Source organism: Micromonospora pisi, assembly GCF_003633685.1.
In the GTDB taxonomy this organism is placed as follows: Bacteria; Actinomycetota; Actinomycetes; order Mycobacteriales; family Micromonosporaceae; genus Micromonospora_G; species Micromonospora_G pisi.
Map to the genome: position 1 here is coordinate 8626296 of NZ_RBKT01000001.1, position 19571 is coordinate 8645866.

General features: G+C 70.8%; 25 protein-coding genes and 1 pseudogene. 18 read left to right on the forward strand and 8 right to left on the reverse strand.

What is annotated here, in order from left to right:
• The first annotated feature begins 207 nt into the window (after nucleotides 1-207).
• The 3 genes from lnt (at nucleotide 208) to BDK92_RS37620 (ending at nucleotide 3282) form a co-directional block, all read left to right on the forward strand.
• Complete coding sequence (gene lnt / locus BDK92_RS37610; protein ID WP_121162895.1) at nucleotides 208-1887, forward strand: apolipoprotein N-acyltransferase; 1680 nt, start codon at nucleotides 208-210, stop codon at nucleotides 1885-1887.
• Complete coding sequence (locus BDK92_RS37615; RefSeq protein WP_121161194.1) at nucleotides 1884-2693, forward strand: polyprenol monophosphomannose synthase; 810 nt, start codon at nucleotides 1884-1886, stop codon at nucleotides 2691-2693. The genes lnt and BDK92_RS37615 overlap by 4 nt, the downstream gene beginning before the upstream one ends.
• Before the next feature lie 64 nt (nucleotides 2694-2757).
• Nucleotides 2758-3282, forward strand: a complete 525-nt coding sequence (locus BDK92_RS37620; RefSeq protein ID WP_121161196.1) for an FxsA family protein — start codon at nucleotides 2758-2760, stop codon at nucleotides 3280-3282.
• Between the two features lie 79 nt (nucleotides 3283-3361).
• Here the strand turns inward: BDK92_RS37620 and BDK92_RS37625 are convergent, their stop codons facing one another.
• The 3 genes from BDK92_RS37625 to BDK92_RS37635 form a co-directional block, all read right to left on the reverse strand.
• On the reverse strand, nucleotides 3362-3703 hold the full coding sequence (locus BDK92_RS37625; protein ID WP_121161198.1) for an RNA polymerase-binding protein RbpA: 342 nt from the start codon (nucleotides 3701-3703) through the stop codon (nucleotides 3362-3364).
• Nucleotides 3704-3912: 209 nt separating this feature from the next.
• Nucleotides 3913-5040, reverse strand: coding sequence for a coiled-coil domain-containing protein (locus BDK92_RS37630; RefSeq protein ID WP_121161200.1), 1128 nt, complete (start codon nucleotides 5038-5040; stop codon nucleotides 3913-3915).
• Nucleotides 5041-5073: 33 nt separating this feature from the next.
• Nucleotides 5074-5589 carry a pyridoxamine 5'-phosphate oxidase family protein gene (locus BDK92_RS37635; protein ID WP_121161202.1) on the reverse strand — a complete coding sequence of 172 codons (516 nt, stop codon included), beginning with the start codon at nucleotides 5587-5589 and terminating at the stop codon, nucleotides 5074-5076.
• A 193-nt stretch (nucleotides 5590-5782) separates the two neighbouring features.
• Between BDK92_RS37635 and BDK92_RS37640 the strand changes: the two genes are divergently transcribed.
• The 4 genes from BDK92_RS37640 to BDK92_RS40955 all read left to right on the forward strand — a co-directional run bounded on the left by BDK92_RS37640 (nucleotide 5783) and on the right by BDK92_RS40955 (nucleotide 9422).
• On the forward strand, nucleotides 5783-6958 hold the full coding sequence (locus tag BDK92_RS37640) for a macrolide family glycosyltransferase (protein WP_342775886.1): 1176 nt from the start codon (nucleotides 5783-5785) through the stop codon (nucleotides 6956-6958).
• A gap of 155 nt (nucleotides 6959-7113) precedes the next feature.
• Nucleotides 7114-8118 carry an NAD(P)H-dependent glycerol-3-phosphate dehydrogenase gene (locus BDK92_RS37645; protein ID WP_211349524.1) on the forward strand — a complete coding sequence of 335 codons (1005 nt, stop codon included), beginning with the start codon at nucleotides 7114-7116 and terminating at the stop codon, nucleotides 8116-8118.
• 70 nt (nucleotides 8119-8188) lie between these two features.
• Entirely contained in the window at nucleotides 8189-9049 is an 861-nt protein-coding gene (locus BDK92_RS37650) for an alpha/beta fold hydrolase (RefSeq protein ID WP_121161205.1), read from the forward strand.
• Between the two features lie 241 nt (nucleotides 9050-9290).
• Nucleotides 9291-9422 carry a hypothetical protein gene (locus BDK92_RS40955; RefSeq protein ID WP_281278678.1) on the forward strand — a complete coding sequence of 44 codons (132 nt, stop codon included), beginning with the start codon at nucleotides 9291-9293 and terminating at the stop codon, nucleotides 9420-9422.
• Nucleotides 9423-9711: 289 nt separating this feature from the next.
• On the opposite strand, the gene BDK92_RS37660 is transcribed toward BDK92_RS40955, so the two are convergent.
• The gene (locus BDK92_RS37660; protein ID WP_211349525.1) at nucleotides 9712-9981 is read right to left on the reverse strand and encodes a hypothetical protein; all 270 of its coding nucleotides are present in this window, start codon (nucleotides 9979-9981) and stop codon (nucleotides 9712-9714) included.
• Between the two features lie 340 nt (nucleotides 9982-10321).
• Between BDK92_RS37660 and BDK92_RS38695 the strand changes: the two genes are divergently transcribed.
• Nucleotides 10322-10738 (forward strand): hypothetical protein, encoded by a 417-nt coding sequence (locus BDK92_RS38695; protein WP_147457283.1) that lies wholly within the window; start codon nucleotides 10322-10324, stop codon nucleotides 10736-10738.
• A 191-nt stretch (nucleotides 10739-10929) separates the two neighbouring features.
• Here BDK92_RS38695 and BDK92_RS37665 read toward each other — a convergent pair whose 3' ends face one another.
• Complete coding sequence (locus tag BDK92_RS37665; protein WP_211349526.1) at nucleotides 10930-11118, reverse strand: tetratricopeptide repeat protein; 189 nt, start codon at nucleotides 11116-11118, stop codon at nucleotides 10930-10932.
• Between the two features lie 316 nt (nucleotides 11119-11434).
• On the opposite strand from BDK92_RS37665, the gene BDK92_RS37670 reads away from it, so the two are divergent.
• Nucleotides 11435-11683, forward strand: coding sequence for a hypothetical protein (locus BDK92_RS37670; RefSeq protein ID WP_121161211.1), 249 nt, complete (start codon nucleotides 11435-11437; stop codon nucleotides 11681-11683).
• Complete coding sequence (locus BDK92_RS37675) at nucleotides 11680-12099, forward strand: hypothetical protein (RefSeq protein ID WP_121161213.1); 420 nt, start codon at nucleotides 11680-11682, stop codon at nucleotides 12097-12099. Before BDK92_RS37670 ends, BDK92_RS37675 begins: the two co-directional genes overlap by 4 nt.
• A gap of 26 nt (nucleotides 12100-12125) precedes the next feature.
• Here the strand turns inward: BDK92_RS37675 and BDK92_RS37680 are convergent, their stop codons facing one another.
• On the reverse strand, nucleotides 12126-12377 hold the full coding sequence (locus tag BDK92_RS37680; protein ID WP_211349527.1) for a zinc-binding dehydrogenase: 252 nt from the start codon (nucleotides 12375-12377) through the stop codon (nucleotides 12126-12128).
• A 104-nt stretch (nucleotides 12378-12481) separates the two neighbouring features.
• Nucleotides 12482-12910: a winged helix-turn-helix transcriptional regulator gene (locus tag BDK92_RS37685; RefSeq protein WP_121161215.1), complete on the reverse strand. Its 429-nt coding sequence runs from the start codon at nucleotides 12908-12910 to the stop codon at nucleotides 12482-12484.
• Between the two features lie 144 nt (nucleotides 12911-13054).
• On the opposite strand from BDK92_RS37685, the gene BDK92_RS37690 reads away from it, so the two are divergent.
• The 6 genes and pseudogenes from BDK92_RS37690 to BDK92_RS41035 all read left to right on the forward strand — a co-directional run.
• Nucleotides 13055-13894, forward strand: a complete 840-nt coding sequence (locus BDK92_RS37690; protein ID WP_121162897.1) for an NAD(P)H-binding protein — start codon at nucleotides 13055-13057, stop codon at nucleotides 13892-13894.
• A gap of 220 nt (nucleotides 13895-14114) precedes the next feature.
• Nucleotides 14115-14495, forward strand: a complete 381-nt coding sequence (locus BDK92_RS37695) for a YciI family protein (RefSeq protein WP_121161217.1) — start codon at nucleotides 14115-14117, stop codon at nucleotides 14493-14495.
• A 5-nt stretch (nucleotides 14496-14500) separates the two neighbouring features.
• On the forward strand, nucleotides 14501-14887 hold the full coding sequence (locus BDK92_RS37700; RefSeq protein ID WP_121162898.1) for a YciI family protein: 387 nt from the start codon (nucleotides 14501-14503) through the stop codon (nucleotides 14885-14887).
• On the forward strand, nucleotides 14884-16128 hold the full coding sequence (locus BDK92_RS37705; protein ID WP_121161219.1) for an RNA polymerase sigma factor: 1245 nt from the start codon (nucleotides 14884-14886) through the stop codon (nucleotides 16126-16128). Before BDK92_RS37700 ends, BDK92_RS37705 begins: the two co-directional genes overlap by 4 nt.
• Before the next feature lie 59 nt (nucleotides 16129-16187).
• Complete coding sequence (locus tag BDK92_RS37710; protein ID WP_342775899.1) at nucleotides 16188-16283, forward strand: hypothetical protein; 96 nt, start codon at nucleotides 16188-16190, stop codon at nucleotides 16281-16283.
• Nucleotides 16264-16579: pseudogene (locus tag BDK92_RS41035) on the forward strand (Tn3 family transposase); the annotation flags it as partial. The gene BDK92_RS37710 and the pseudogene BDK92_RS41035, both read left to right, overlap by 20 nt.
• A gap of 80 nt (nucleotides 16580-16659) precedes the next feature.
• On the opposite strand, the gene BDK92_RS37720 reads toward BDK92_RS41035, so the two are convergent.
• A complete protein-coding gene (locus BDK92_RS37720) occupies nucleotides 16660-17892 on the reverse strand; it encodes an MFS transporter (protein WP_121161223.1) in 1233 nt (410 codons plus the stop codon).
• 123 nt (nucleotides 17893-18015) lie between these two features.
• On the opposite strand from BDK92_RS37720, the gene BDK92_RS37725 reads away from it, so the two are divergent.
• Nucleotides 18016-18771 (forward strand): DeoR/GlpR family DNA-binding transcription regulator, encoded by a 756-nt coding sequence (locus tag BDK92_RS37725; protein ID WP_121161225.1) that lies wholly within the window; start codon nucleotides 18016-18018, stop codon nucleotides 18769-18771.
• A gap of 5 nt (nucleotides 18772-18776) precedes the next feature.
• Entirely contained in the window at nucleotides 18777-19409 is a 633-nt protein-coding gene (locus tag BDK92_RS37730) for an HAD family hydrolase (protein WP_121161227.1), read from the forward strand.
• Nucleotides 19410-19571 lie beyond the last annotated feature (162 nt).

The window sequence follows — 19571 nt, forward strand, 5'->3', positions numbered from 1 at the left end:
TTTGTCGTCCCGGTGGCTGGCGTGACCGGCCCGGCGCCGTCCGGGCCGTGGTGTCGGTTTCCCCTGGTGCCGGGCTGGTGACACGGGCTGGACCCACTGGTGGCCCGAGAGGTGGCGGTGGGTACGGGTCGGGCCGGTAGCCTTCGCCGGGGAGATCCGCCGCCGTACCGTCGGTGGCGGCCGAATGGGCGGTGAGGCCAGGTGGCGATGGTGGACACGGTGGGCGCGCAAATCGGTGCGGGTCACGAACCGGTGGGTTCACCGGTGGCGGCGCCACGGCCGCTGCCGTTGTGGGTCTCGGTCCTGGCGGCGCTCGCCGGCGGTGGGGCGCTGCTGCTGGCTTTTCCACCGTACGGGCTGTGGTGGCTGGCACCGGTCGGGGTGGCGTTGCTCGCCGCTGCGGCGCACCGGCGGCGGCTGCGCGGCGGTGCCGGAGTAGGCGCGCTCGCCGGGCTGGCGCTGTTCCTGCCGATGCTGAGCTGGACGAACCTGCACACCGGTTCCCTGCCGTGGCTGCTGCTGTCCGGGTTGCAGGCCGGCTACCTGGCGTTGCTCGGGTTGGCGACAGCGCTGGTGAGCCCGGTGGTCGACCGGTGGCGCTGGTCGTGGCCGGTGGTGACCGGGCTGTTGTGGGTGGCGCAGGAGGCGTTGCGGGACCGGACCCCGTTCGGCGGGTTCCCGTGGGGAAGGTTGGCGTTCAGCCAGGCGGACGCGCCGCTGGTGCGGTGGGCGGTGCTCGGTGGGGCGCCGCTGGTGACGTTCGTGGCGGCGTTGGCGGGCGGGTTCCTCGTCGCGGCCGGTTTCTGGGCGGTCCGCCGGTGGCGGGCCGGCACCCCGGGTTGGCCGGCGGTGACCGGAGCGGTCGCGGGTGCGGTCGCGGTGGTGCTGCTGGGGCTGCTGGTGCCGCTGGGCAGCACCGCCGGTGGCGGTACGGCCACCGTCGCGATCATCCAGGGCAACGTGCCCCGGCTGGGGCTGGACTTCAACGCCCAGCGGCGGGCGGTGCTGGAGAACCACGCGAACGCCACCATCGACCTCGCCGGCCGCGTGCGTACCGGCACGGCCCAGCAGCCGGATCTGGTGGTGTGGCCGGAGAACGCCAGCGACGTGGACCCGCTGCGGGACAGCACCGCGGCAGCGGAGATCACCGCCGCCGCGGACGCGATCGGGGCACCGATCCTGGTCGGCGCGGTCCTCCTCGGCCCCGGGCCGGGGCAGGTGCGCAACACCGGGCTGCTGTGGTTGCCGGGAAGTGGCCCAGACCAGGACCAGATGTACTTCAAGCGGCATCCGGTGCCGTTCGCGGAGTACATCCCGATGCGTAACATCGCGCGGAAGGTCAGCAAGGAGGTCGACCGGGTCCGGTCGGACTTCGTCGCCGGGACCCGCCCCGGGGTCGTACGCGCGGGCGGAATCATCCTCGGTGACGTGATCTGTTTCGAGGTCGCGTACGACGAGGTCGTCCGGGACACGGTCACCGGTGGGGCGCAGCTGCTCGTGGTGCAGACGAACAACGCCACGTTCGACGAGGCCGAGGCGCGCCAGCAGATGGCGATGGTCCAGTTGCGGGCGGTTGAGCACGGTCGTGAGGCGCTGATGGCCTCCACGGTCGGGGTGTCCGGGTTCGTCGGGGCCGATGGGCGGGTAACCGGTGCGACCGGGTTCAACACCCCAGCGGTGGTGGTCCGGCAGGTGCACCTCGGGAACACCCGTACGGTCGCCACCCGGGTCGGACTCTGGCCCGAGGTGGTGTTGGTGGGTCTGGCCGTGGCGACGCTGGTCGTGGCCGTGGTGACCCGTCGCCGGCGGGTGGTTTCCGCGAACGGTCCGGTGGTGGACGGGGGTGACCCCGAACCCGTCGGCACGGCAGATGCGGAGGAGCGGTGAGCGAGGTAACCGGCGCGGTCGAGCGCACGGCGGGTTATCCGGGCGTCGGGCGCGTCCTGGTCGTCATTCCCACGTACAACGAGGCGGAGAACGTCGTCATCATCACCGAGCGGCTGCGTCAGGCGGTGCCGGCGGTGGAGATCCTCATCGCCGACGACAACAGCCCCGACGGCACCGGGGCGGTCGCCGACCGGCTCGCCGCGGCCGACGAGTACGTCCACGTGCTGCACCGTTCCGGTAAGCAGGGCCTGGGCGCGGCGTACGTGGCCGGGTTCCGGTGGGCCCGGGAGCACGGGTACGACGCGGTGGTCGAGATGGACGCCGACGGTTCCCACGCCCCCGAGGAACTGACCCGGCTGCTCGACGCCGCCAGGGACGCTGACGTGGTCATCGGTTCCCGGTGGACGTCGGGCGGGGAGGTCGTCAACTGGCCGTGGCACCGGCAGTTGCTCTCCCGGGGCGGGAACCTCTACACCCGGGTGGCGCTGGGGATGCCGGTCTCCGACGCGACCGGCGGATATCGGATCTACCGGGTGCCGGCGCTGGACAAGATGGACTTCGAGTCGGTCACCTCCCAGGGCTACTCGTTCCAGGTGGAACTCTCCTGGCGGGCGCATCGGGCCGGTCTGCGTACGGTCGAGGTCCCGATCACGTTCGCCGAACGGGAGCACGGGACGAGCAAGATGAGCCCGTTGATCGTCGGTGAGGCGTTGTGGCGGGTGACCCTCTGGTGCCTGTCGGAGCGACGCCCGGGCCTGGGCGGCTCCCGCCGGGGCTACGGCGACAGCACGCCGCGGTGGCCGTGACACCGAACCGTGTCATGCTGGAGGGGCGGGATTCCGCAGTCGTACATCATCCGGATGGGGTGACATGGGCCGAGGGCTGAGACTGGTGCCGTTGGCACTGCTACTCGCCGTGGTCGTCGAGATCGTGGTCTTCGTGCTGGTCGGCAACGCGATCGGGTTCGGGTGGGCGATTCTGCTCGTGCTCGCCGCCTCGGTGCTGGGATTGGCGTTGCTGCGCCGGGAGGGGATGCGGGCGTGGCGTGGGTTCCGGTCGGCGGCACAGGCCGGTAGCCCGCCCGGACGGCAGGTCGTCGACGGTCTGGTCGGGTTGGGTGCCGGTCTGCTGCTGGCCGTACCGGGGTTGGTCAGCGCGGCCGTGGGGCTGCTGCTGGTGGTGCCGCCGCTGCGTCGGTTGGCACGCAAGGGGGTTCAGGTGGCGGCCGAGCGGCGGGTGTCGGCGATGGTCGCCGGTGACCTGTTCGGTCCCCGCCGGGTGCGGGTGCGTCGCGGTGCGCCGCAGCCGACACCACCGGCTGCCGACCAGCCTCCGCCGCCGGCGGCGACCGGCGCGGCGATCGAGGGTGAGATCGTCGAGCAGCGGCCACACTAGGTCGTAGTCGTCCGTTGACGTGAAACCGCCCCACGGCCGTACGGCCGTGGGGCGGTGGTGTAGCTGTCGGTTGCTGGTGTCAGATGCGACCGCGTCGGGTCCGTACCTCTTCGAGCCGTTCGGCGAGGATGTCCTCGAGCTCGGCGATCGAACGGCGCTCCAGCAGCATGTCCCAGTGGGTACGCGGCGGCTTCGCCTTCTTCTGCTCGGGCTCGGTGCCGTCGACCAACCGGGCGACGCTGCCGTCGAACTTGCACTCCCAGGTGATCGGAACCTCGGCGTCGACGGCGAAAGGCACCTCGAACTGGTGGCCCTTGGCGCAGAGGTACTCGCGGGTCTGGCGCGGTGCGAGCTCCGTGTTCCGGTCGGACTCGTAGCTGACTGCTCCCAGACGGCTTCCGCGCAGCATGCGCTCGCCCATGATCGGCTTTCCCCTCGGTCGTGGTGCGTGTCTTATCGGTGTAACGATGGGCGCCGGGTCGGCGATTCCCGCCACCGACGGCAAAACTACTTCCGCTCAAACATTCCGAGCGTAGCCGCACCGGACAACTGGTGACCCGGGTCACAGTCGCGGTGCGAACTTCGTCCCCGTACGCGACCGTTGGCCGGTCACGCCCCCACCCGGGCCGGTCAGCCCGGTTGGGATGGTGACGGCGCCGGTGGGGGCGCCATGGCGCGGGTGCTGAGACTGGCGAGCGCGGTGGCCAGATCGCTCACCTGTGCCGACAACCGGGCGGCCCGATCCGACGCGGCATCCGAGGCGGCCAGCGCGGCGTCGAGCCGGGTGACAAGCTCGCCGATCCGCGCCTCGGCCGCCGCGGCGGCGTCCCGGGCCCCGCGCAGCTCACCAGCGAGCTGATCCCGTTCCCGTTCGACCCGCCGCGCTGTGTCCAGGGCCTGCGCGACCGCCGTCTCCGCCCGTCGTTGCTCCTCCCGGGCCAACTCCGCGTCCCGGGCCGCCTGCGTCGCCTCGGCCCGGGACTGCTCGGCAGCGGCCTGCGCCTGCCGCGCCGCCGTCCGGAACTCCTCCGCCGTTTCGACCGCCCGTGCCGCCGACGTGGCCGCCCGCGACGCGTCGGCGCGAGCCGCGTCCCGATCGCGGGTCAGGTCGCCGATCGTCCGCCGGTCCGACTCCGCCTGCGTACGCAGCGCCCGTAGATCACCCCGGGCCGAGTCCCGGTCGGACTCCGCCTGCGTACGCAGCGCCTCGGCCGCGCTCACCGCCCGCCTGGCCTCGTCCCGTTCGGCCAGCGCCTCGACGGCCCGCTGGGTGGCTGTCGCGGCGTCCTGTTGCGCCTGTTCGGCGCGCTGGTCCGCGCGCTCGCGTTCGGCCAGCGCCACCGTCGTCGCCTGCTGCGCCACCGCCAGCGCCGACCCGGCCGCCTCCGCCTCACGGCGGGCCTCGTCCCGCTCGGTCTGCGCGGCCGCGACCTCGTTCGCCGCATCCGCCCGCGCCTGGGCGAGTTGCCGCTCCACCCCGACCGGTGACAGTTCGGCGTGCAGCGCCTCGGTCAGCGTCTCCACCACCTGGTCCAGCCGGTCGACCGCCTCCCAGGTACGGGCAACCTGTCCGGCCAGCCCGGGAGCGTTACGGTGGCGCATGCGGGAGTTGCGGGAGGCACGCTGGCACGCGCCGTCGTTGTCCCGGCAGTAGCGGAACGGCCGCCCGGCGGCGGCCCGTTGGGGCACCGGCCGGCCACAGTGGGCACAGGGACGGGTGTCGGCCAGGTGTTCCCCGGCGGTCTCGGGTTCGCTCATCGCCGGGCAAGTCTAGTGCCGGCCCCGGCGACGTCAGCCGGGGTCACGGGTCCAGAACTGCCGTGGGGCGTAGCCGTCGCGACGCAACCAGTGTTCGGTGTAGACGACCCGACCCACCTCGATGCGCAACAGCGGGTTGCGGGGCACGTCCACCAGGGCCCGACCGCGCTCGACCGCGTCGGACTGCCACCGGTACACGGCCATGCCCTCCTCGAACCCGTCATCGCCGGGCAGCAGCACCCGGGCGGCACCGAACAGTTGCGCACCCCGGGAACTCGCCTGCCCGACCAGCGGGGCGAACACCCCCACCGACACCCGGGGGTCGCCGGCGATGTTACGCAGCTTCGGCGTACCGGCCTGGGAGGTCACGTAGAGGGTCAGGTCGTGGTGGTAGTAGCGGACCGGGGTCGCCAGCGGCCCGTCCGGCCCGGTCGTGGCGAGCACGCACATGTTCTGCGACGACAGCAGGTTGAGGATCCGTTCGACCAGCCGCTCGCGGGGCAGGACCGCCGTCGGCGCGGGGCCGACCAGCCAGGGATTCGCGATCATGGGGGACTGTAACCCACTCGCGTCAGCCCCGGCGCCGGGCTAGGGTCGCGGACATGTTCCTCCAACAGCTCTACGGCTGACCGGCCGAGGCCCTCCTCGCCACGACCCGACGTGTCCACCCGTGCGCGGCGCTGCCGTCACGGTTCGGGACGCACCTGCCCTTTCCACCGTAGACCTGAAACGAGGACCATCCATGTCGCGCCGCCGTACCCACATCGCGATGATCGGCATCCCCGCCGTCAGTCACCTCCTGCCCAGCGTGGAGATCATCCGCGAGCTGGTGGCCCGGGGTCACCGGGTCACGTACGCCAACGACCCGGCCGTGACCGACCTGGTCACCGCCACCGGCGCCCAGTTCGTGCCGTACGACTCCACCCTGCCGGTCGCCGACCACGACTGGCCGGACGACCCGATCGCCGCGATGGGGGTCTTCCTCGACGACGCCGTCGCCGCGCTGCCGCAACTGCGGGCCGCGTACGACCACGACCGCGCCGACCTGTACCTGTACGACATCGGCTCGTTCGCCGCCCGCGCGCTCGCCGAGGCACACCAGCGCCCGATCGTTCAACTGTCACCGACGTACGTGGCCTGGAACGGGTACGAACAGGACGTCGCCGCGCAACTGTGGGAGCTGCCGGGCGCCACCGCGTACCGGGCGAAGTTCGCGGCCTGGCTCGCCGGCAACGGTGCCACGACCACGGACGTCGACGCCTTCAGCGGCCGGCCCGCCCGGGCCCTGGCACTCATCCCCCGAGCCATGCAGCCACACGCCGACCGGGTCGACAACGATGTGGTGACGTTTGTCGGGCCCTGCTTCGGTGAGCGGGCCGATCAGGGCGGCTGGACTCCACCGACGGGCACCGAGAAGGTGCTGCTGATCTCGTTGGGCTCGGCGTACACCCGCCAGCCCGAGTTCTACCGCCAGTGCCTGGCCGCGTTCGGTGACCTGTCCGGCTGGCACGTCGTGCTGCAGGTCGGCAAGCACACCGACCCGGCCGAGCTCGGGAGGATCCCGGGCAACGTCGAGGTGCACCCGTGGGTGGCGCAACTGGCGATCCTGGAACGGGCCGACGCCTTCGTCACCCACGCCGGGATGGGTGGGAGCAGCGAAGGGCTCTTCACCGGCACCCCGATGATCGCCGTCCCGCAGGCCGTCGACCAGTTCACCAACGCCGACCGCCTGGTCGAACTCGGGGTGGCCCGCCGGATCGACACCTCGGACGCCACCGCCGCGACCCTGCGTGAGGCGCTGCTGGCCCTCACCACCGACGCCGAGGTGACCCGCCGGTGCGCGGCGCTGCGTACCGCCGCCCGGGCCGAGGGAGGCACCAGCCGGGCCGCCGACCTCATCGAGGCCCTGCTGCCCTGACCTCCCAGAGGACGGTGGTGGTTCCGGTCCGCACCCGCCGCGGGCCGGCCCACCACCCCGGTCACCCCCATGGTGTACGGGTGCAGGTCACGATCACCCCTCGTACGCCGTAGGCTGCGCCGATGGAGGATCATGGGGGAGAGGCAGGCAACCCGGTGAGGACCCGTGTCGCGGTGTTCGGGGCCGGGTCGTGGGGCACCGCGTTCGCCATGGTCCTCGCCGACGCCGGCTGCGACGTCACCCTCTGGGGGCGCCGCCCGGAGGTGGTCGACGCGATCAACACCACCAGGGTGAACCCCGACTACTTCCCGGACTTCGTACTCCCCGACGGGATCACCGCGACCACCGATGCGCGCCGGGCGGCGGCGGGCGCCGCGTTCGCCGTGCTCGCGGTCCCGTCACAGACCCTGCGCGCCAACCTCGGCGCCTGGACGTCGCTGCTCGACCGGAACACGGTGCTGGTCAGCCTGATGAAAGGTGTCGAGCTCGGCACCACTCTGCTGATGAGCGAGGTCATCGCGGAGGTCACCGGGGCCGGACCGGACCGGATCGCGGTGGTGTCCGGCCCCAACCTGGCCGGTGAACTCATCCACCGCCAGCCCGCCGCGTGCGTCGTGGCCTGCCGGGACGAGGCCGTCGCCCGGCAACTTCAGGCCGCCTGCCACACCGCCTACTACCGGCCCTACACCAATGTCGACGTGGTGGGCTGCGAGATCGGCGGCGCGGTGAAGAACGTCATCGGGCTCGCGGTCGGCATCGCCGACGGTCTCGGCCTCGGCGACAACACCAAGGCGTCGCTGATCACCCGGGGCCTGGCCGAGACCGCCCGCCTCGGCCTGGCGATGGGTGCCGACCCGCGTACCTTCGCCGGCCTGGCCGGGATGGGCGACCTGGTCGCCACCGCCTGCTCACCGCTGTCGCGCAACACCAGCTTCGGTGCCAGCCTCGGCCGCGGGATGACGCTGGCGCAGACCGTCGCCACGACCCACCGGACCGCCGAGGGTGTCACCTCCTGCCGCTCGGTGCGCGATCTCGCCCGCCGACACGGCGTCGCCATGCCGGTCACCGAAGCCGTCGTCGACATCGTCCACGGCGGAAAACCGCCCCGGCTGGCGGTCAAGGAACTGATGGCCCGGTCGGCGAAACCCGAACGCGTCTGAGGACGGACGCCGACGACCTGGCCATCACCACCCCGCGGCCCGGCCGCGAGATCGGCTACCGTCGCGCGGTATGACGTATGTGATGTCCGGTCGGTTACGACTCTGGACCGAGCGGTTCGGCGATCCGACCGACCCGACCGTACTGCTGATCATGGGGGCTGAGGCGCAGAGCATCGGCTGGCCGGAAACGCTGGTACGGCGACTGGTAGCGGGCGGACGGCAGGTCATCCGGTACGACCACCGGGACACCGGGCAATCCGACGCCGTCGACTTCGACACGGAGCCGTACGCGATGACCGACCTCGCCCGGGACGCGATCGCGGTCCTCGACGGCCACGGCATCGCCGCCGCCCACGTCGTCGGCGCGTCGATGGGCGGCGTCATCGGTCAATGGCTGGCCGTGCACGCGCCCGAACGGGTGCTGACCCTCACCACCATGAACACCACCCCGATCGGTGGCGCGACCGACCGGGACCTGCCGCCACCCACGCCTGCCCTGCTGCAACAGCTCGCCGAAACCGCGAGCGTCGACCGCGACACCGACGAACAGCGGGTGGCGGCGGACATCCTCGTCCTCGACGCGCTCAACGGTGGTGAGCTGCCCTTCGACCGGGAAGCGGCGCGGGATCTGGCGGAGCGGCACTTCGCCCGGGCCAGGGACTGGACCAGGTCGGCCAACCACCACCGCGCCGGGCAGAACCGGGCCGACGTCCGACCCACCCCGTTGTCGACGATCACCGCACCGACCCTGGTCGTGGCCGGGACCGCCGATCCGATCTTCCCCCTGCCGCACGCGGAGGCGCTCGCGGAGCAGATCCCGAACGCACGTCTCGTGCCGATTCCGGGGATGGGGCACGGTTTCCTCTCGCCCGGTCTGGCCGAGCGGGTCGCCGACCTGGTTCTCGATCACACCGCCTCGGTGAGGTTCTGACGGTCACGCGTACACGGGCATGGGCGGCGCGGAGCTCTCCTCAGAGTGGCAGCCCTCGCGCGGCGAGCTCGGACGTCAGGGACAGGGCGTCCACGAACTGGATGCCCGCAGTGCCGACCGCCGTCGCCGCCGCCACGCAGGCCGCGTTGTCGTCCACGAACAGGCACTCGGTCGGCGCCCGATCGACGGTACGCAGGATGTGGTCGAAGTACCTCGGGTCGGGCTTGCGGTGACTGACGCGATGCGAGAGGAAAGCCCCGTCGAGCCACCGCTGACCCTGGTAGAGCTGTTCGACGTACGCGCCGCGCCGGGATCCCTGGTCGGAGGCGAGATAGACCCGCTCGACTCCGAGACACGGTATGACGTCCAGTAGAGCCTGATTCAGCTGGACGTTGCCGCCGAGCCACCGGTCCAGGAACGCCGCCCCGTCAGACCCTCGACATGTTCGGTGAGGACGAGCGATGCCGATTCGACAGCGCGGGGCCTTGCTTCCAGTCCACCTGGTCTGTGGTCGGACGGCACCAGGATCTCCAGCCGCGAGGCCGGCCTGCACACGAGCGAGGCGGCGTACTCCGACGCGGTGTCGGAGTACGCCGCCCGGGGGCGCCGGGAGGGTGAGCGAGTTGGCTTGGCCCGTGCGGGTCCACGCCGTTCCACCCTGTCTACTGAGCCGACCCGGCCTGCCCGCCGCCGAACACCTCCTTGACGAGCCTTTGCGTCGTCTTCTGGAACGTCTCCGCCATGGACAGTGCGGCATCGTCGACATAGTTCAGCGCGGCGGTCAGGGTCTTGCTGCCGTCGGGCGTGCTGTACATCAGCGCCGCGTGGCCTGGCATGCCGCCGTTGTGGGTGATGACGGTGCCGCGGTTTTCGCCCGCGTCCTGCACGAACACCCCCAGGCCGTAGCCGACCTTGGGATGCGGTTTGCACATCTCGGCCAGCAGCAGGGCCGGCAGGAGCTGGTGACCGTCTACGGCACCGGCTTATGGCACGTGGCTGGCACAGTGCGGCGGGTTGCGGTTGTCCGGCTTTGTACGGCGCTCCACCCCGGCCGTCGGGCCGGGGCGGCTTCCTGTGATGCTCGCTTACCGCAGTCAGTACCCCGTACTCCGGTGGCAAGCCGCGCAGCGGCGCGGCAGTCGATCGCCCCGACCCCAGCGGCCAGTAGCCACCCTCGCGATCGTCACCGCGTTGCGGCGTACGGCTCCGCGTAGGCCCTACCGGAAAACCTGCCATGATCAGACCCCAAGCCCGGGCAAATAAGGGGATGCGATGGAGCAGGGGACGGTACGCCGAGACCGGCTGCGTCTGACTCGCATCGTGCCTGTCGGGCTGGTCCTGGCCGTGCTCGCGTCGTGTGCCTGCCCGGTGGTGGTCTGGCGGGCCTACAACATGTGCGATGTCGGCGTGAACGCGACAGCGAACATAGGGCTGCTCCTGGTGGCGCCGTTGCTGCTTCTCGCCCACGTAGTGACCCTCACCGTCGGACATACTCTGATCCGCAGATGGGTTGCACCAGGCCGAGCTCAGTTCGCCTCAGCCGTACTCATCAGCCTTGTTGTGGTCGCCGCCATCTCGTGGGCATACTTCGCGCTCGCCGGCCTCCCGCTACAGAACGCCCTCTGCCCGACCGGTGAACCCCCATGGTGGCCAGACTGGATTCCTCCACGCCATGACGTCTACCCATGATCTCGAGCCTTGGCGGCCGGCCGCGCGGCCGATGCCGACCGAAGGCCGCCAGCAGGCCAGCGCGGGCCGGCCGGCGCCGCGCTGGCGCGGCGCCTTGATCCAATACAGAGGTATTCGGCAGTGTGGGGTGTGAGACGGCTTGGCGACGGCTCGGCGCGGACTGAGCGACACCTGACCCCCCTTGACGCTTTTCAAGCTGGACGGCGAGGTTGTTCAGCGTCAACGTGGCCGGCGGCGATTGCTCGGCGGTAGAGCTGCTCGGCCTCACCCGCCTCACCCCGCTCTTCGAGCAGGATCGCCAGGTCGTTCAACACACTCACGTCCCCGGCGGCGATCGCTCGGCGGTAGAGACGTTCGGCCTCGGCCTCACTCGTCTCCAAGCGAATCGCCGGATGAATACCGGGCGGCTGACCGGCCGTGCCGGGGGCCCTGGGGAAGTGAGGTGATTAGTTAGTGATCGACCTGATCAGCGCCCGGACCACGGGCGGTGCAGGGTACGCACGGGGCGTTGGCGGCACCGCTGCCGGCCAGGTCACCGGGTGTGTGGTCCGGACACCTGGCAAACGCGCGGGCGGGCCGGTCGCGCGCCACGACACCGTTAGCGGTTGCGCTACCGGTGTCCGTTTCCGCGCGTTTCCAGCGCCCCGACCAGCCTGGTAGTACCGCCGGTACTACCAGTGGGGGTACGCTCGGCCCATGACCGCGAAGCGCAGCATCAGCGTCCCGGACGACGTCAGCGAGTGGCTCGACGGCCAGCCCAACGTCTCGGCGGCGATCACTGCCGCCGTGCGCGCTCAGATGGCCGGTGGCCGGGTCGACGAGGTGATGCGTCGGGCCGGGATCGAGGTGACCGAGGCGGGCAAGGCACGGTGGCGTGACCGCCTGGAGCCGATGCCGGCCGACGTGCTCGACGCCGGCCGCCGGCTGCTCGACGACGCCGCGTGAGCCAGGAGATCGCGGTCGTCCTCGATGACACGGCGCTGCGGGCGTATGTCGCGGGGCAGGTCGCGGTGGGCGAGCTGATCGCCGAGGTCGCCGACGAGAACCGTCAGGTCGGCATCCCGGCCGCGTGTCTGGCCGCCGCGTACGCCGCCACCGCCACTGACGAGGTCGGTACCGCGCTGCTGGCCCTGCTGATGACGACCCCGGCCGTGCGGCTCCTTCCGCTCGGGGTCGAGCCCGGTGCCGACGACGTCCGCCAGACCGGTCGGTTCGCCCTGGCGGCCGGCGGCGATCTGGCGACCGGTCACGCGATCCTGTCTGCCCTGGCCAACCAGGCCCACTACGCCACCACGAAGCCCCACCCGGCCGCCGCGGTCCTGCCCGCCCGATGGGGTGTCATCGACCTCAGCGAGGCGTAGCCGCGCCGTAGACGGAAGGGCCGACGTCAGCAACGGCGTCGGCCCTTCCGTGCGTGAATCAGCGTGCCTCCGGGAAGCAGCTTCGACAGCGCGACCGGAAAGTCAGCACCGCCGGTGGACTCGAGCACCAGATCGAACGGGCCATGGGCGTCGGCGACAGCCTGCACGACCGTTGCCGCGCCAAGTTCGTGCAGTCGCTCACCGCGCGCCGGTGTGGCGGTCACCACGGTCAGTTCCGCGCCGGCGGCGGCAGCCAACTCGGTCAGGTAGTGCCCCACTCCGCCCCCACCTCATCAGCTCTGGCGAACCGGCTCGAAGAATGACGATGGCCACCCGTCGCCGGTCGACTGAAGACCCAACAATGGGCGGTTCGTTGTGCTCACTACCGAACCGGCGTGGACAGTGCTGCCGGCCGTGTTGCCCCTGCCTCCGTGTCGTAGCTGCGCCTTGCTTGTTCCACGTCGTCCAGGTGACTTGTCGCCCACTCGGCGAGGTGGGCGAAGAGGGGGGCGAGGCTACGGCCGAGGTTGCTGATCTCGTACTCGACTCGGGGTGGGACCTCGGGGTGGTAGGTGCGCACGACAAGTCCGTCGCGTTCGAGTTGCCGTAGCCGCTGGGTCAGAACCTTCGGTGTGATGCTGCTGATCTGTCGCTGCAACTCGACGAAGCGTTGCCGTCCCTGGTAGTTCAGCGACCACAGGATCGGGGTCGTCCACCGGCTGAAGACGATGTCCACGACCGGGGCGACCGGGCACGCCTGCTCGGGATCGGAGGACGCTGCGGGTGGCCAGGCTGCTTGATCGTCCTGCATAGAAGTTCCTCCAGCATAGTCACTTTCCTCTAGGTACCTACTATACCGACGATGCTAGCTTCTCCGGGTCGCCGATCAAGAGATCGAATCGCGGCGCTCGTACCCATTGATGACATGGGTGATCCCGAAGCAGAGGAGCGGTTCATGATTGTCGTAACCGGAGCCACCGGAAATGTGGGTCGCGTACTGGTAGAGACGCTGGCCGCGGCTGGCGAGCAGGTGACCGCGGTGTCACGGGGAACGTTGCCGGTGTCCATGCCGGAAGGGGCCCGGCATCAACACGCTGATCTGGCCGAACCGGAGACCCTGCGGCCGGTCGTGGACGGAGCCCGCGCGCTGTTTCTGCTGGTCGCGGGTGCCGGTGCGCACCTGAACCCCGGCGACATCCTCGACGTCGCGAAAGCCGGTGGAGTCGAGCGCATCGTCCTGTTGTCCTCGCAGGCCGCCGGAACGCGCCCCCTGTCCGTCTCGCATGCACCGCTGCGCGGCATCGAGGACGCCGTACAGCGGTCCGGCATGGCCTGGACGATCCTGCGACCGGGCGGTTTTGTCTCCAACACCTACGCCTGGGCGGAGCCGGTGCGGACCCAGCGGACGGTGGCCGCACCATTCGGCGACGTCGGCCTGCCGCTCGTCGATCCGACCGACATTGCCGAGGTCGCCGCCACGGTCCTGCGGAAGGACCAGCACGCCGGCCGGATCTACGAGCTCACGGGGCCGGCCCTGACCACACCGCGACAGCGGGCCCGGAGCATTGCCGAGGCGCTGGGCCAGCCGGTCCGGTTCGTCGACCAGACCCGTGAGGAGGCGCGCGCACAGATGATGCGGTTCATGCCCGAGCCGGTGGTCGACGGGACCCTGGCCATCCTCGGCGAGCCTCTCCCGGAAGAGCAGCGGATCAGCCCGCACACGGAGCAGGTCCTGGGCCGCGCACCGCGCACCTTCGACGATTGGACCCGGCGCCACATTCACGCGTTCCGGTAGGGACATGCGTCGCCTCATCTTCGTGCCGCAAGCGGAGCGACGTAGACGCACATCCTGAGGTCAGGCGTCGCTACGCCGGGGCTGCCTTGAAAAGGAGTTCCCGGGATGGTGTCGTATCGAGGCGTAGCCGTTCGTGGAACCAGTGTCCGGCGGCCCGGCCGGGCCGCCGGACACGAGGAGTCGGGAAAGGCTCTCATCCGGGGACTGAGAGGAGACAACCATGACGGAGTACCTGATCACCTTCAACGACGAGTGGGTGCCTGCCCACACGGCGGACGAGCTGCGCGAGAAGGGCACGGCCGCCCGGGCGGTGCTCGAGGAGATGCTGGCAGAGGATGTCCTGATCTTCACCAACGGCGGGCTCGACCGGTCCACCGCGGTGTGCGGTGTCGAGCCGGTCGACGGCAAGCCCGTTTTCACCGACGGCCCGTACGTCGAGACCAAGGAGCACCTCGGCGGCTTTGTCGTCGTGGACCTGCCCGACGACGAGGCGGCGCGCTACTGGGCTGGCCGGCTCGCGACCGTGCTCGACTGGCCGCAGGAGGTGCACCGGTTCCGAGGTCCCGGGCAGGCCCGGCGTAACGGCTCCGGGGAGAAGTGAGCCCGGTGCCCAGGTACCTGCTGTCCGTCCACGGGCCGGCCGAGCGCACCGACTCGGGCACCTGTCCCTCCCACGAGGCGATGCTGCAGGCGTTCGCCGCCACCGGCGCCTTCAACGAGAGGCTTCAGCGGGACGGTCACTTCGTCTTCGCCGGCGGCCTGGAGTCCGCGACGACCGCCACCACCGTTGACGGCCGGGGCGAGAAGCCGGCCTTCACCGACGGGCCTTACCAGGAGACGCGGGAGTGCCTCGGCGGCTTCTGGGTCATCGAGGCGGCCGACCTCGACGTGGCACTGGCGCTCGCCGTCGAGGGGTCGAAAGCGTGCCGCGGCACGGTCGAGGTGCGTCCCTTCCGAACCGCGGAATCCGTCCGAGCGCTGCCAGAGTCGTGACCGGTCCCACCGTCGCGCAGGCGATCACCCGTGTCCACCAGGAGGAGTGGGCGCGGGTGGTCGCCTGCCTCGCGCGTCGTTTCGGCGACCTTGACGTCGCGGAGGAAGCGACGGCCGAGGCGTTCATGGTGGCTGCGGAGCGGTGGCCGCGCGAGGGTGTACCGCCCAATCCCGGCGGTTGGCTCGCCACCACCGCGACCCGCAAGGCGATCGATTGGCTCCGTCGCGAGTCGCAGCGCGACGCCAAACACCGGGAGGCCCGAATCGTGTACGACGACACCCCTCCCGAGCCGACCGGCCCGGTCGAGGACGACCGGCTCAGACTGGTCTTCACCTGCTGCCACCCCGCGCTCGCGATGGAGGCCCGGGTGGCGCTCACCCTGCGCCTGCTCGGCGGCCTCACCGTCCCCGAGATCGCCCGCGCCTTTCTGGTGCAGGAGACCACGATGGCGCAACGGATCACCCGCGCCAAGGCGAAGATCAAGGCGGCACACATCCCCTACCGGGTGCCCTCGGCCGACGACATCCGCGAGCGGCTCGCCGGCGTGCTCGCGGTCGTCTACCTCATCTTCAACGAGGGCTATCTGGCCGGCGAGGGGGACGACCCGGTGCGGGTCGACCTCACCGACCAGGCGATCCACCTCGGCCGCCTGCTCCGGACCCTCCTTCCGGACGACGGCGAGGTAGCCGGACTGCTCGCCCTGATGCTCTTCACCGACGCCCGTCGCCCGGCGCGCGTGTCCCACACCGGGGAGCTGGTGACCCTCCACGAGCAGGACCGCGGTGCCTGGGACCGCACCCTCATCGCCGAGGGCAACGCCCTGGTTCGGGAGCGGATCGAGGCGGTGGCGGCCGGCGGTGGCCCGCCCGGGCGCTACCAACTGCAGGCCGCGATCAACGCGGTCCACACGGAGGCCCCGTCCGCCCGAGACACCAACTGGTCCACGATCGTCGCCCTCTACGGCCGCATGGTGCTGCTCGACCCCTCGCCGATCGTGCGGCTCAACCGGGCCGTCGCGGTCGCCGAGATCGACGGCCCCGGTGTCGGGCTCGCCGAGATCGACCGGCTCGCCGAGGTTCTTGACGGCTACCACGCCTTCCACGCCGCGCGCGCCGACCTGCTGCGGCGACTCGGCCGCGGCGGCGAGTCGCGGGCGGCGTACGACCGGGCCATCGATCTCGCCGGCAACCCCGCGGAACGGGCCTACCTCACCCGCCGTCGCAACCAGCTCGCCGGCTGACGCGGGTGATGGACGCCGCCGAGTGGAAGGACCTGGACGAGTTCCTGTTTGCTCGGGCGATGCAGCACGACAGCCCGAAGCTGCTGTTCCGCCTCGCGTGCGAGTACCTGCTCTCGTCGCGGGTGATCCGGCCCCGACGTGCTGCGCTCCGGTGACGTGTTCGTGCCCGGCGGCCGGCGTTACGCCGACCCGGCGTCGTTCCTGCTCACCGCCGAGGCGTGGGCTCCGCAGAAGCTGGAGTTCCGCCACCTGGTCGGCAAGTCGGTGGAGGCTGCCGACGCGCTCGCGCAGGCCGGCGACGAACTGCACACTGCCCTGACACCGACCTGGAGACCCAGCTGGCCAAGGGTGATCGGTGCGAGGTGCGGCGACCGACGCCGGGGAACTGATCATCTCGCCGCTGTCCGCGGAGGATGTGCCGGCCGAGGCCGATGCGCTGCGCACGGAGCTGGGCCGGCATCGTCGTTTTCGGGACGGCCACGGCGCCTCCAGCGCGCCGGCCCTGACACCCGGCCAGTCCGGTCGTTGCTGTCATACGGCTTTGAGGCTCTCCGTGGGAGCTTGGTGCGCCACGGGCAGGGGGCGGACGGTGCCGGCTATGAGTACGGCCACGCCGAGGAGTGCGGCGACAATGACCAGGCCGCGTAGCACGGTGAGGTGGTTGCCGAGGACGCCGATGGTGGGCGGTCCGGCGAGAGCCGCGCAGTAGCCGATCGAGGCGATGACGCTGACGCGGGCGGCGGCGCGGCGTGGATCGTCGCCGCCGGCGCTCATACCGACCGGGAAGCCGAGTGAGACCCCGAGCCCCCAGAACAGGCAGCCGGCGAAGGCGTAGAGGAACGTGGGTGCGAATACGAACAGTACGACTCCGGCGATGCCGATCAGGGCCAGGAGGCGCACGACGGCGGTGCGGCCGTAGCGGTCCAACAGCGCCGGGCCGAACCAGCGGCCGGTTGTCATGGCGATGAGGAATGCCGCGAAGGCAAGTGTGCCGAGGGCGTCCGGGACGTGGTACCCATCGATCGCGGCGACGCTGATCCAGTTGTTGCCGACGCCCTCAGCGAAGGCGAAGGCGAACACGAACACCCCGATGAGCAGGGTGCGCGGTTCCCGCCAGGCGGTCAGCGCGCTGGCCGTCGGCGCCTGCTCGGGCCCGTCCGGTCCGGTCGGTTCATGATCGGCGACGAACCGCTGGGCTTGCCACACCACGCCGACCGCAATCAGCACGGCGACGGCGGTCAGGTGCACGGCGACCGGCGCGTGCAGGGCCACCATTGCCGCGCCCAGGAGCGCGCCGACGACCGTTCCGAGGCTAAACCCGGCGTGGAAGCGGGACATGATCGACCGGCGGAGATGTCGTTCCACCACGGTGCCCTGCACGTTCATCGCCACATCCCAGGCGCCGTGGGCGAAACCGACCAGGAACAGCCCGACCACTACCGGTACGACGCCGGCGAGTGTGCCGACGGCGGCCGTAGTGAGGCCGACGCCATGCAGGACGGCCATCACCGTAACAACGCGCGCCGAGCCGATCCTGGTCACCACCAGGCCGGAGAGCGGTAGCGCCAGCAGAGACCCGGCGGCGACAGCGAGTAGCAGCATGCCGAGAGCCGCCGGATCGAGATCGAGTCGGTCGCGGACCTGGGGAATCCGGGAAGCCCAACTGGCGAACGCGAAGCCCGAACCGATGAAGGCAGCGTAGGTTGCCGTGCTGGCAGCACCGACCGCTTGCGGCGTGACCGACGTGGCGGCGGTCGGGGTCATCGTGTTCCGCAAACCGCGAGTAAGAGCGGGCCCCACCAAGTCACCAACATGTTTTCGAACATAGCAAACGATTTTTGTGTTCGAAACGTTGTCTTCTAGGCGAGGCTGGGGTTCAATGGCGGCATGATGATCGGTGACCGCCATCGGCGGATCCTCGACGCGGTGCAGCAGGCCGGCGAACTCGGCGTCGGCCAGCTCGCCGAGCTGACCGGCACCTCGGAGATGACCGTGCGCCGAGACCTGGAACAGCTGGCCGATCACGGGATGCTCGAGCGCTACCGCGGCGGCGCGCGCAGCCTCACCCTGCGCGGCGAGGCACCTCCCTTCGCCCTGCGCATGCAGGAAGGCCGGGACGCCAAGCGCCGTATCGCGCAGGCAGTCGCCGGCCTGATCGCCGACGGCGAGGCCGTCGTCATCGACAGCGGCACCACCTGTCTGGAGGTCGCCCGCCTGCTCACCACGCGCCGACTCACGGTCATGCCGCTCTCGCTGCATACGGCGAACACCCTGGCCGGCGCTCCTCAGCTTCGGCTGCTGCTGCCCGGGGGTGAGCCTCGGACCGACGAACTGGCCCTGACCGGCCCGCTTACCGAGGCGTCGTTGGCCGCGCTGCGCTTCGACACCGCGGTCCTCGGCTGCTGCGGGCTGACGGCCGCCGGGCTAACCGCCTACGACCTTGCCGACGCCGCGATCAAACGCGCGATCATCGCCTCGGCCCACCGCGTCATCGCCGTCGCCGACCCCGCCAAACTTTCACGTACGACCTTGGCGTTCGTGGCGCCCATCTCGGCGCTCAGCATGGTCGTCACCACCGACGACGCATCCGACGAGGACACCGAAGCCCTTGTCGGCGCCGGCACCATTGTCCACGAGGCGTGACGGCCATGCCCGACATCATCCTGTTCGACCTATTCGGAGTCATCGCCCGCCACCAATCCCCGGCAGGCCAACAGGCGCTCGTCGCGACCGCCGGCGTCCCCGCCCCCGCGTTTTGGGACGTCTACTGGCGGCTACGCGCGCCCTACGACCGGGGAGAGGTCACCGGCGCCGAGTACTGGTACCAGGTCACCACCGAACTGGGTATCACGTTCGACGCGGACCAGGTCAGTGCGCTCATCCGCGCAGACATTGCGAGCTGGAACGCCGTCAACGACGACATGGTCGCCCTGATCGAACAGGCCGCGGCCTCAGGCGTGCGCCTGGCACTCCTGTCGAACGGCCCCGAGGAACTCGCCGCCTACTACGAACAGCACCACACTCGCTGGCTGCAGCACTTCGAACTCATCGCCTTCTCGTGCCGCATCGGCCGGGCCAAACCGGAACCCGAAGCCTTCTGCTGGTGCTGTCACAAGCTGGGCGTGACACCCGAACAAATCCTGTTCATCGACGACCGCACCGAAAACGTCCACGCCGCGCAGCGCCTCGGCATACACACCCACCTGTTCACCGACCCCGCCACGACAGCGCAAAAGATCAACAACACGTGGCGGCGGCCCGTCGCCGCGCCCGCGATGTAGCGGCCAACGCGCGCGCATCAAGGCCGGTGGACGAATCGCCGCGCGGCGGGCTCGTCGAAGGGCAGGACGTCGCCGTTAAGCACCTGCCAGGTCTGTACGTCGGCGTCCACGCGCTGCTGGGGCGTCGTGCGGGGCGCCTTCGCCGAGGCCATCAAGTGATTG

Coding starts and splice junctions, on each gene's coding strand:
- lnt (WP_121162895.1), top strand. CDS start 208: ATGGTGGACACGGTGGGCGCGCAAATCGGTGCGGGTCACGAACCGGTG.
- BDK92_RS37620 (WP_121161196.1), top strand. CDS start 2,758: ATGGGCCGAGGGCTGAGACTGGTGCCGTTGGCACTGCTACTCGCCGTG.
- BDK92_RS37625 (WP_121161198.1), bottom strand. CDS start 3,703: ATGGGCGAGCGCATGCTGCGCGGAAGCCGTCTGGGAGCAGTCAGCTAC.
- BDK92_RS37630 (WP_121161200.1), bottom strand. CDS start 5,040: ATGAGCGAACCCGAGACCGCCGGGGAACACCTGGCCGACACCCGTCCC.
- BDK92_RS37635 (WP_121161202.1), bottom strand. CDS start 5,589: ATGATCGCGAATCCCTGGCTGGTCGGCCCCGCGCCGACGGCGGTCCTG.
- BDK92_RS37640 (WP_342775886.1), top strand. CDS start 5,783: ATGTCGCGCCGCCGTACCCACATCGCGATGATCGGCATCCCCGCCGTC.
- BDK92_RS37650 (WP_121161205.1), top strand. CDS start 8,189: ATGACGTATGTGATGTCCGGTCGGTTACGACTCTGGACCGAGCGGTTC.
- BDK92_RS40955 (WP_281278678.1), top strand. CDS start 9,291: ATGCGAGAGGAAAGCCCCGTCGAGCCACCGCTGACCCTGGTAGAGCTG.
- BDK92_RS37660 (WP_211349525.1), bottom strand. CDS start 9,981: ATGTGCAAACCGCATCCCAAGGTCGGCTACGGCCTGGGGGTGTTCGTG.
- BDK92_RS38695 (WP_147457283.1), top strand. CDS start 10,322: ATGGAGCAGGGGACGGTACGCCGAGACCGGCTGCGTCTGACTCGCATC.
- BDK92_RS37670 (WP_121161211.1), top strand. CDS start 11,435: ATGACCGCGAAGCGCAGCATCAGCGTCCCGGACGACGTCAGCGAGTGG.
- BDK92_RS37685 (WP_121161215.1), bottom strand. CDS start 12,910: ATGCAGGACGATCAAGCAGCCTGGCCACCCGCAGCGTCCTCCGATCCC.
- BDK92_RS37690 (WP_121162897.1), top strand. CDS start 13,055: ATGATTGTCGTAACCGGAGCCACCGGAAATGTGGGTCGCGTACTGGTA.
- BDK92_RS37695 (WP_121161217.1), top strand. CDS start 14,115: ATGACGGAGTACCTGATCACCTTCAACGACGAGTGGGTGCCTGCCCAC.
- BDK92_RS37710 (WP_342775899.1), top strand. CDS start 16,188: ATGCAGCACGACAGCCCGAAGCTGCTGTTCCGCCTCGCGTGCGAGTAC.
- BDK92_RS37720 (WP_121161223.1), bottom strand. CDS start 17,892: ATGACCCCGACCGCCGCCACGTCGGTCACGCCGCAAGCGGTCGGTGCT.
- BDK92_RS37725 (WP_121161225.1), top strand. CDS start 18,016: ATGATGATCGGTGACCGCCATCGGCGGATCCTCGACGCGGTGCAGCAG.
- BDK92_RS37730 (WP_121161227.1), top strand. CDS start 18,777: ATGCCCGACATCATCCTGTTCGACCTATTCGGAGTCATCGCCCGCCAC.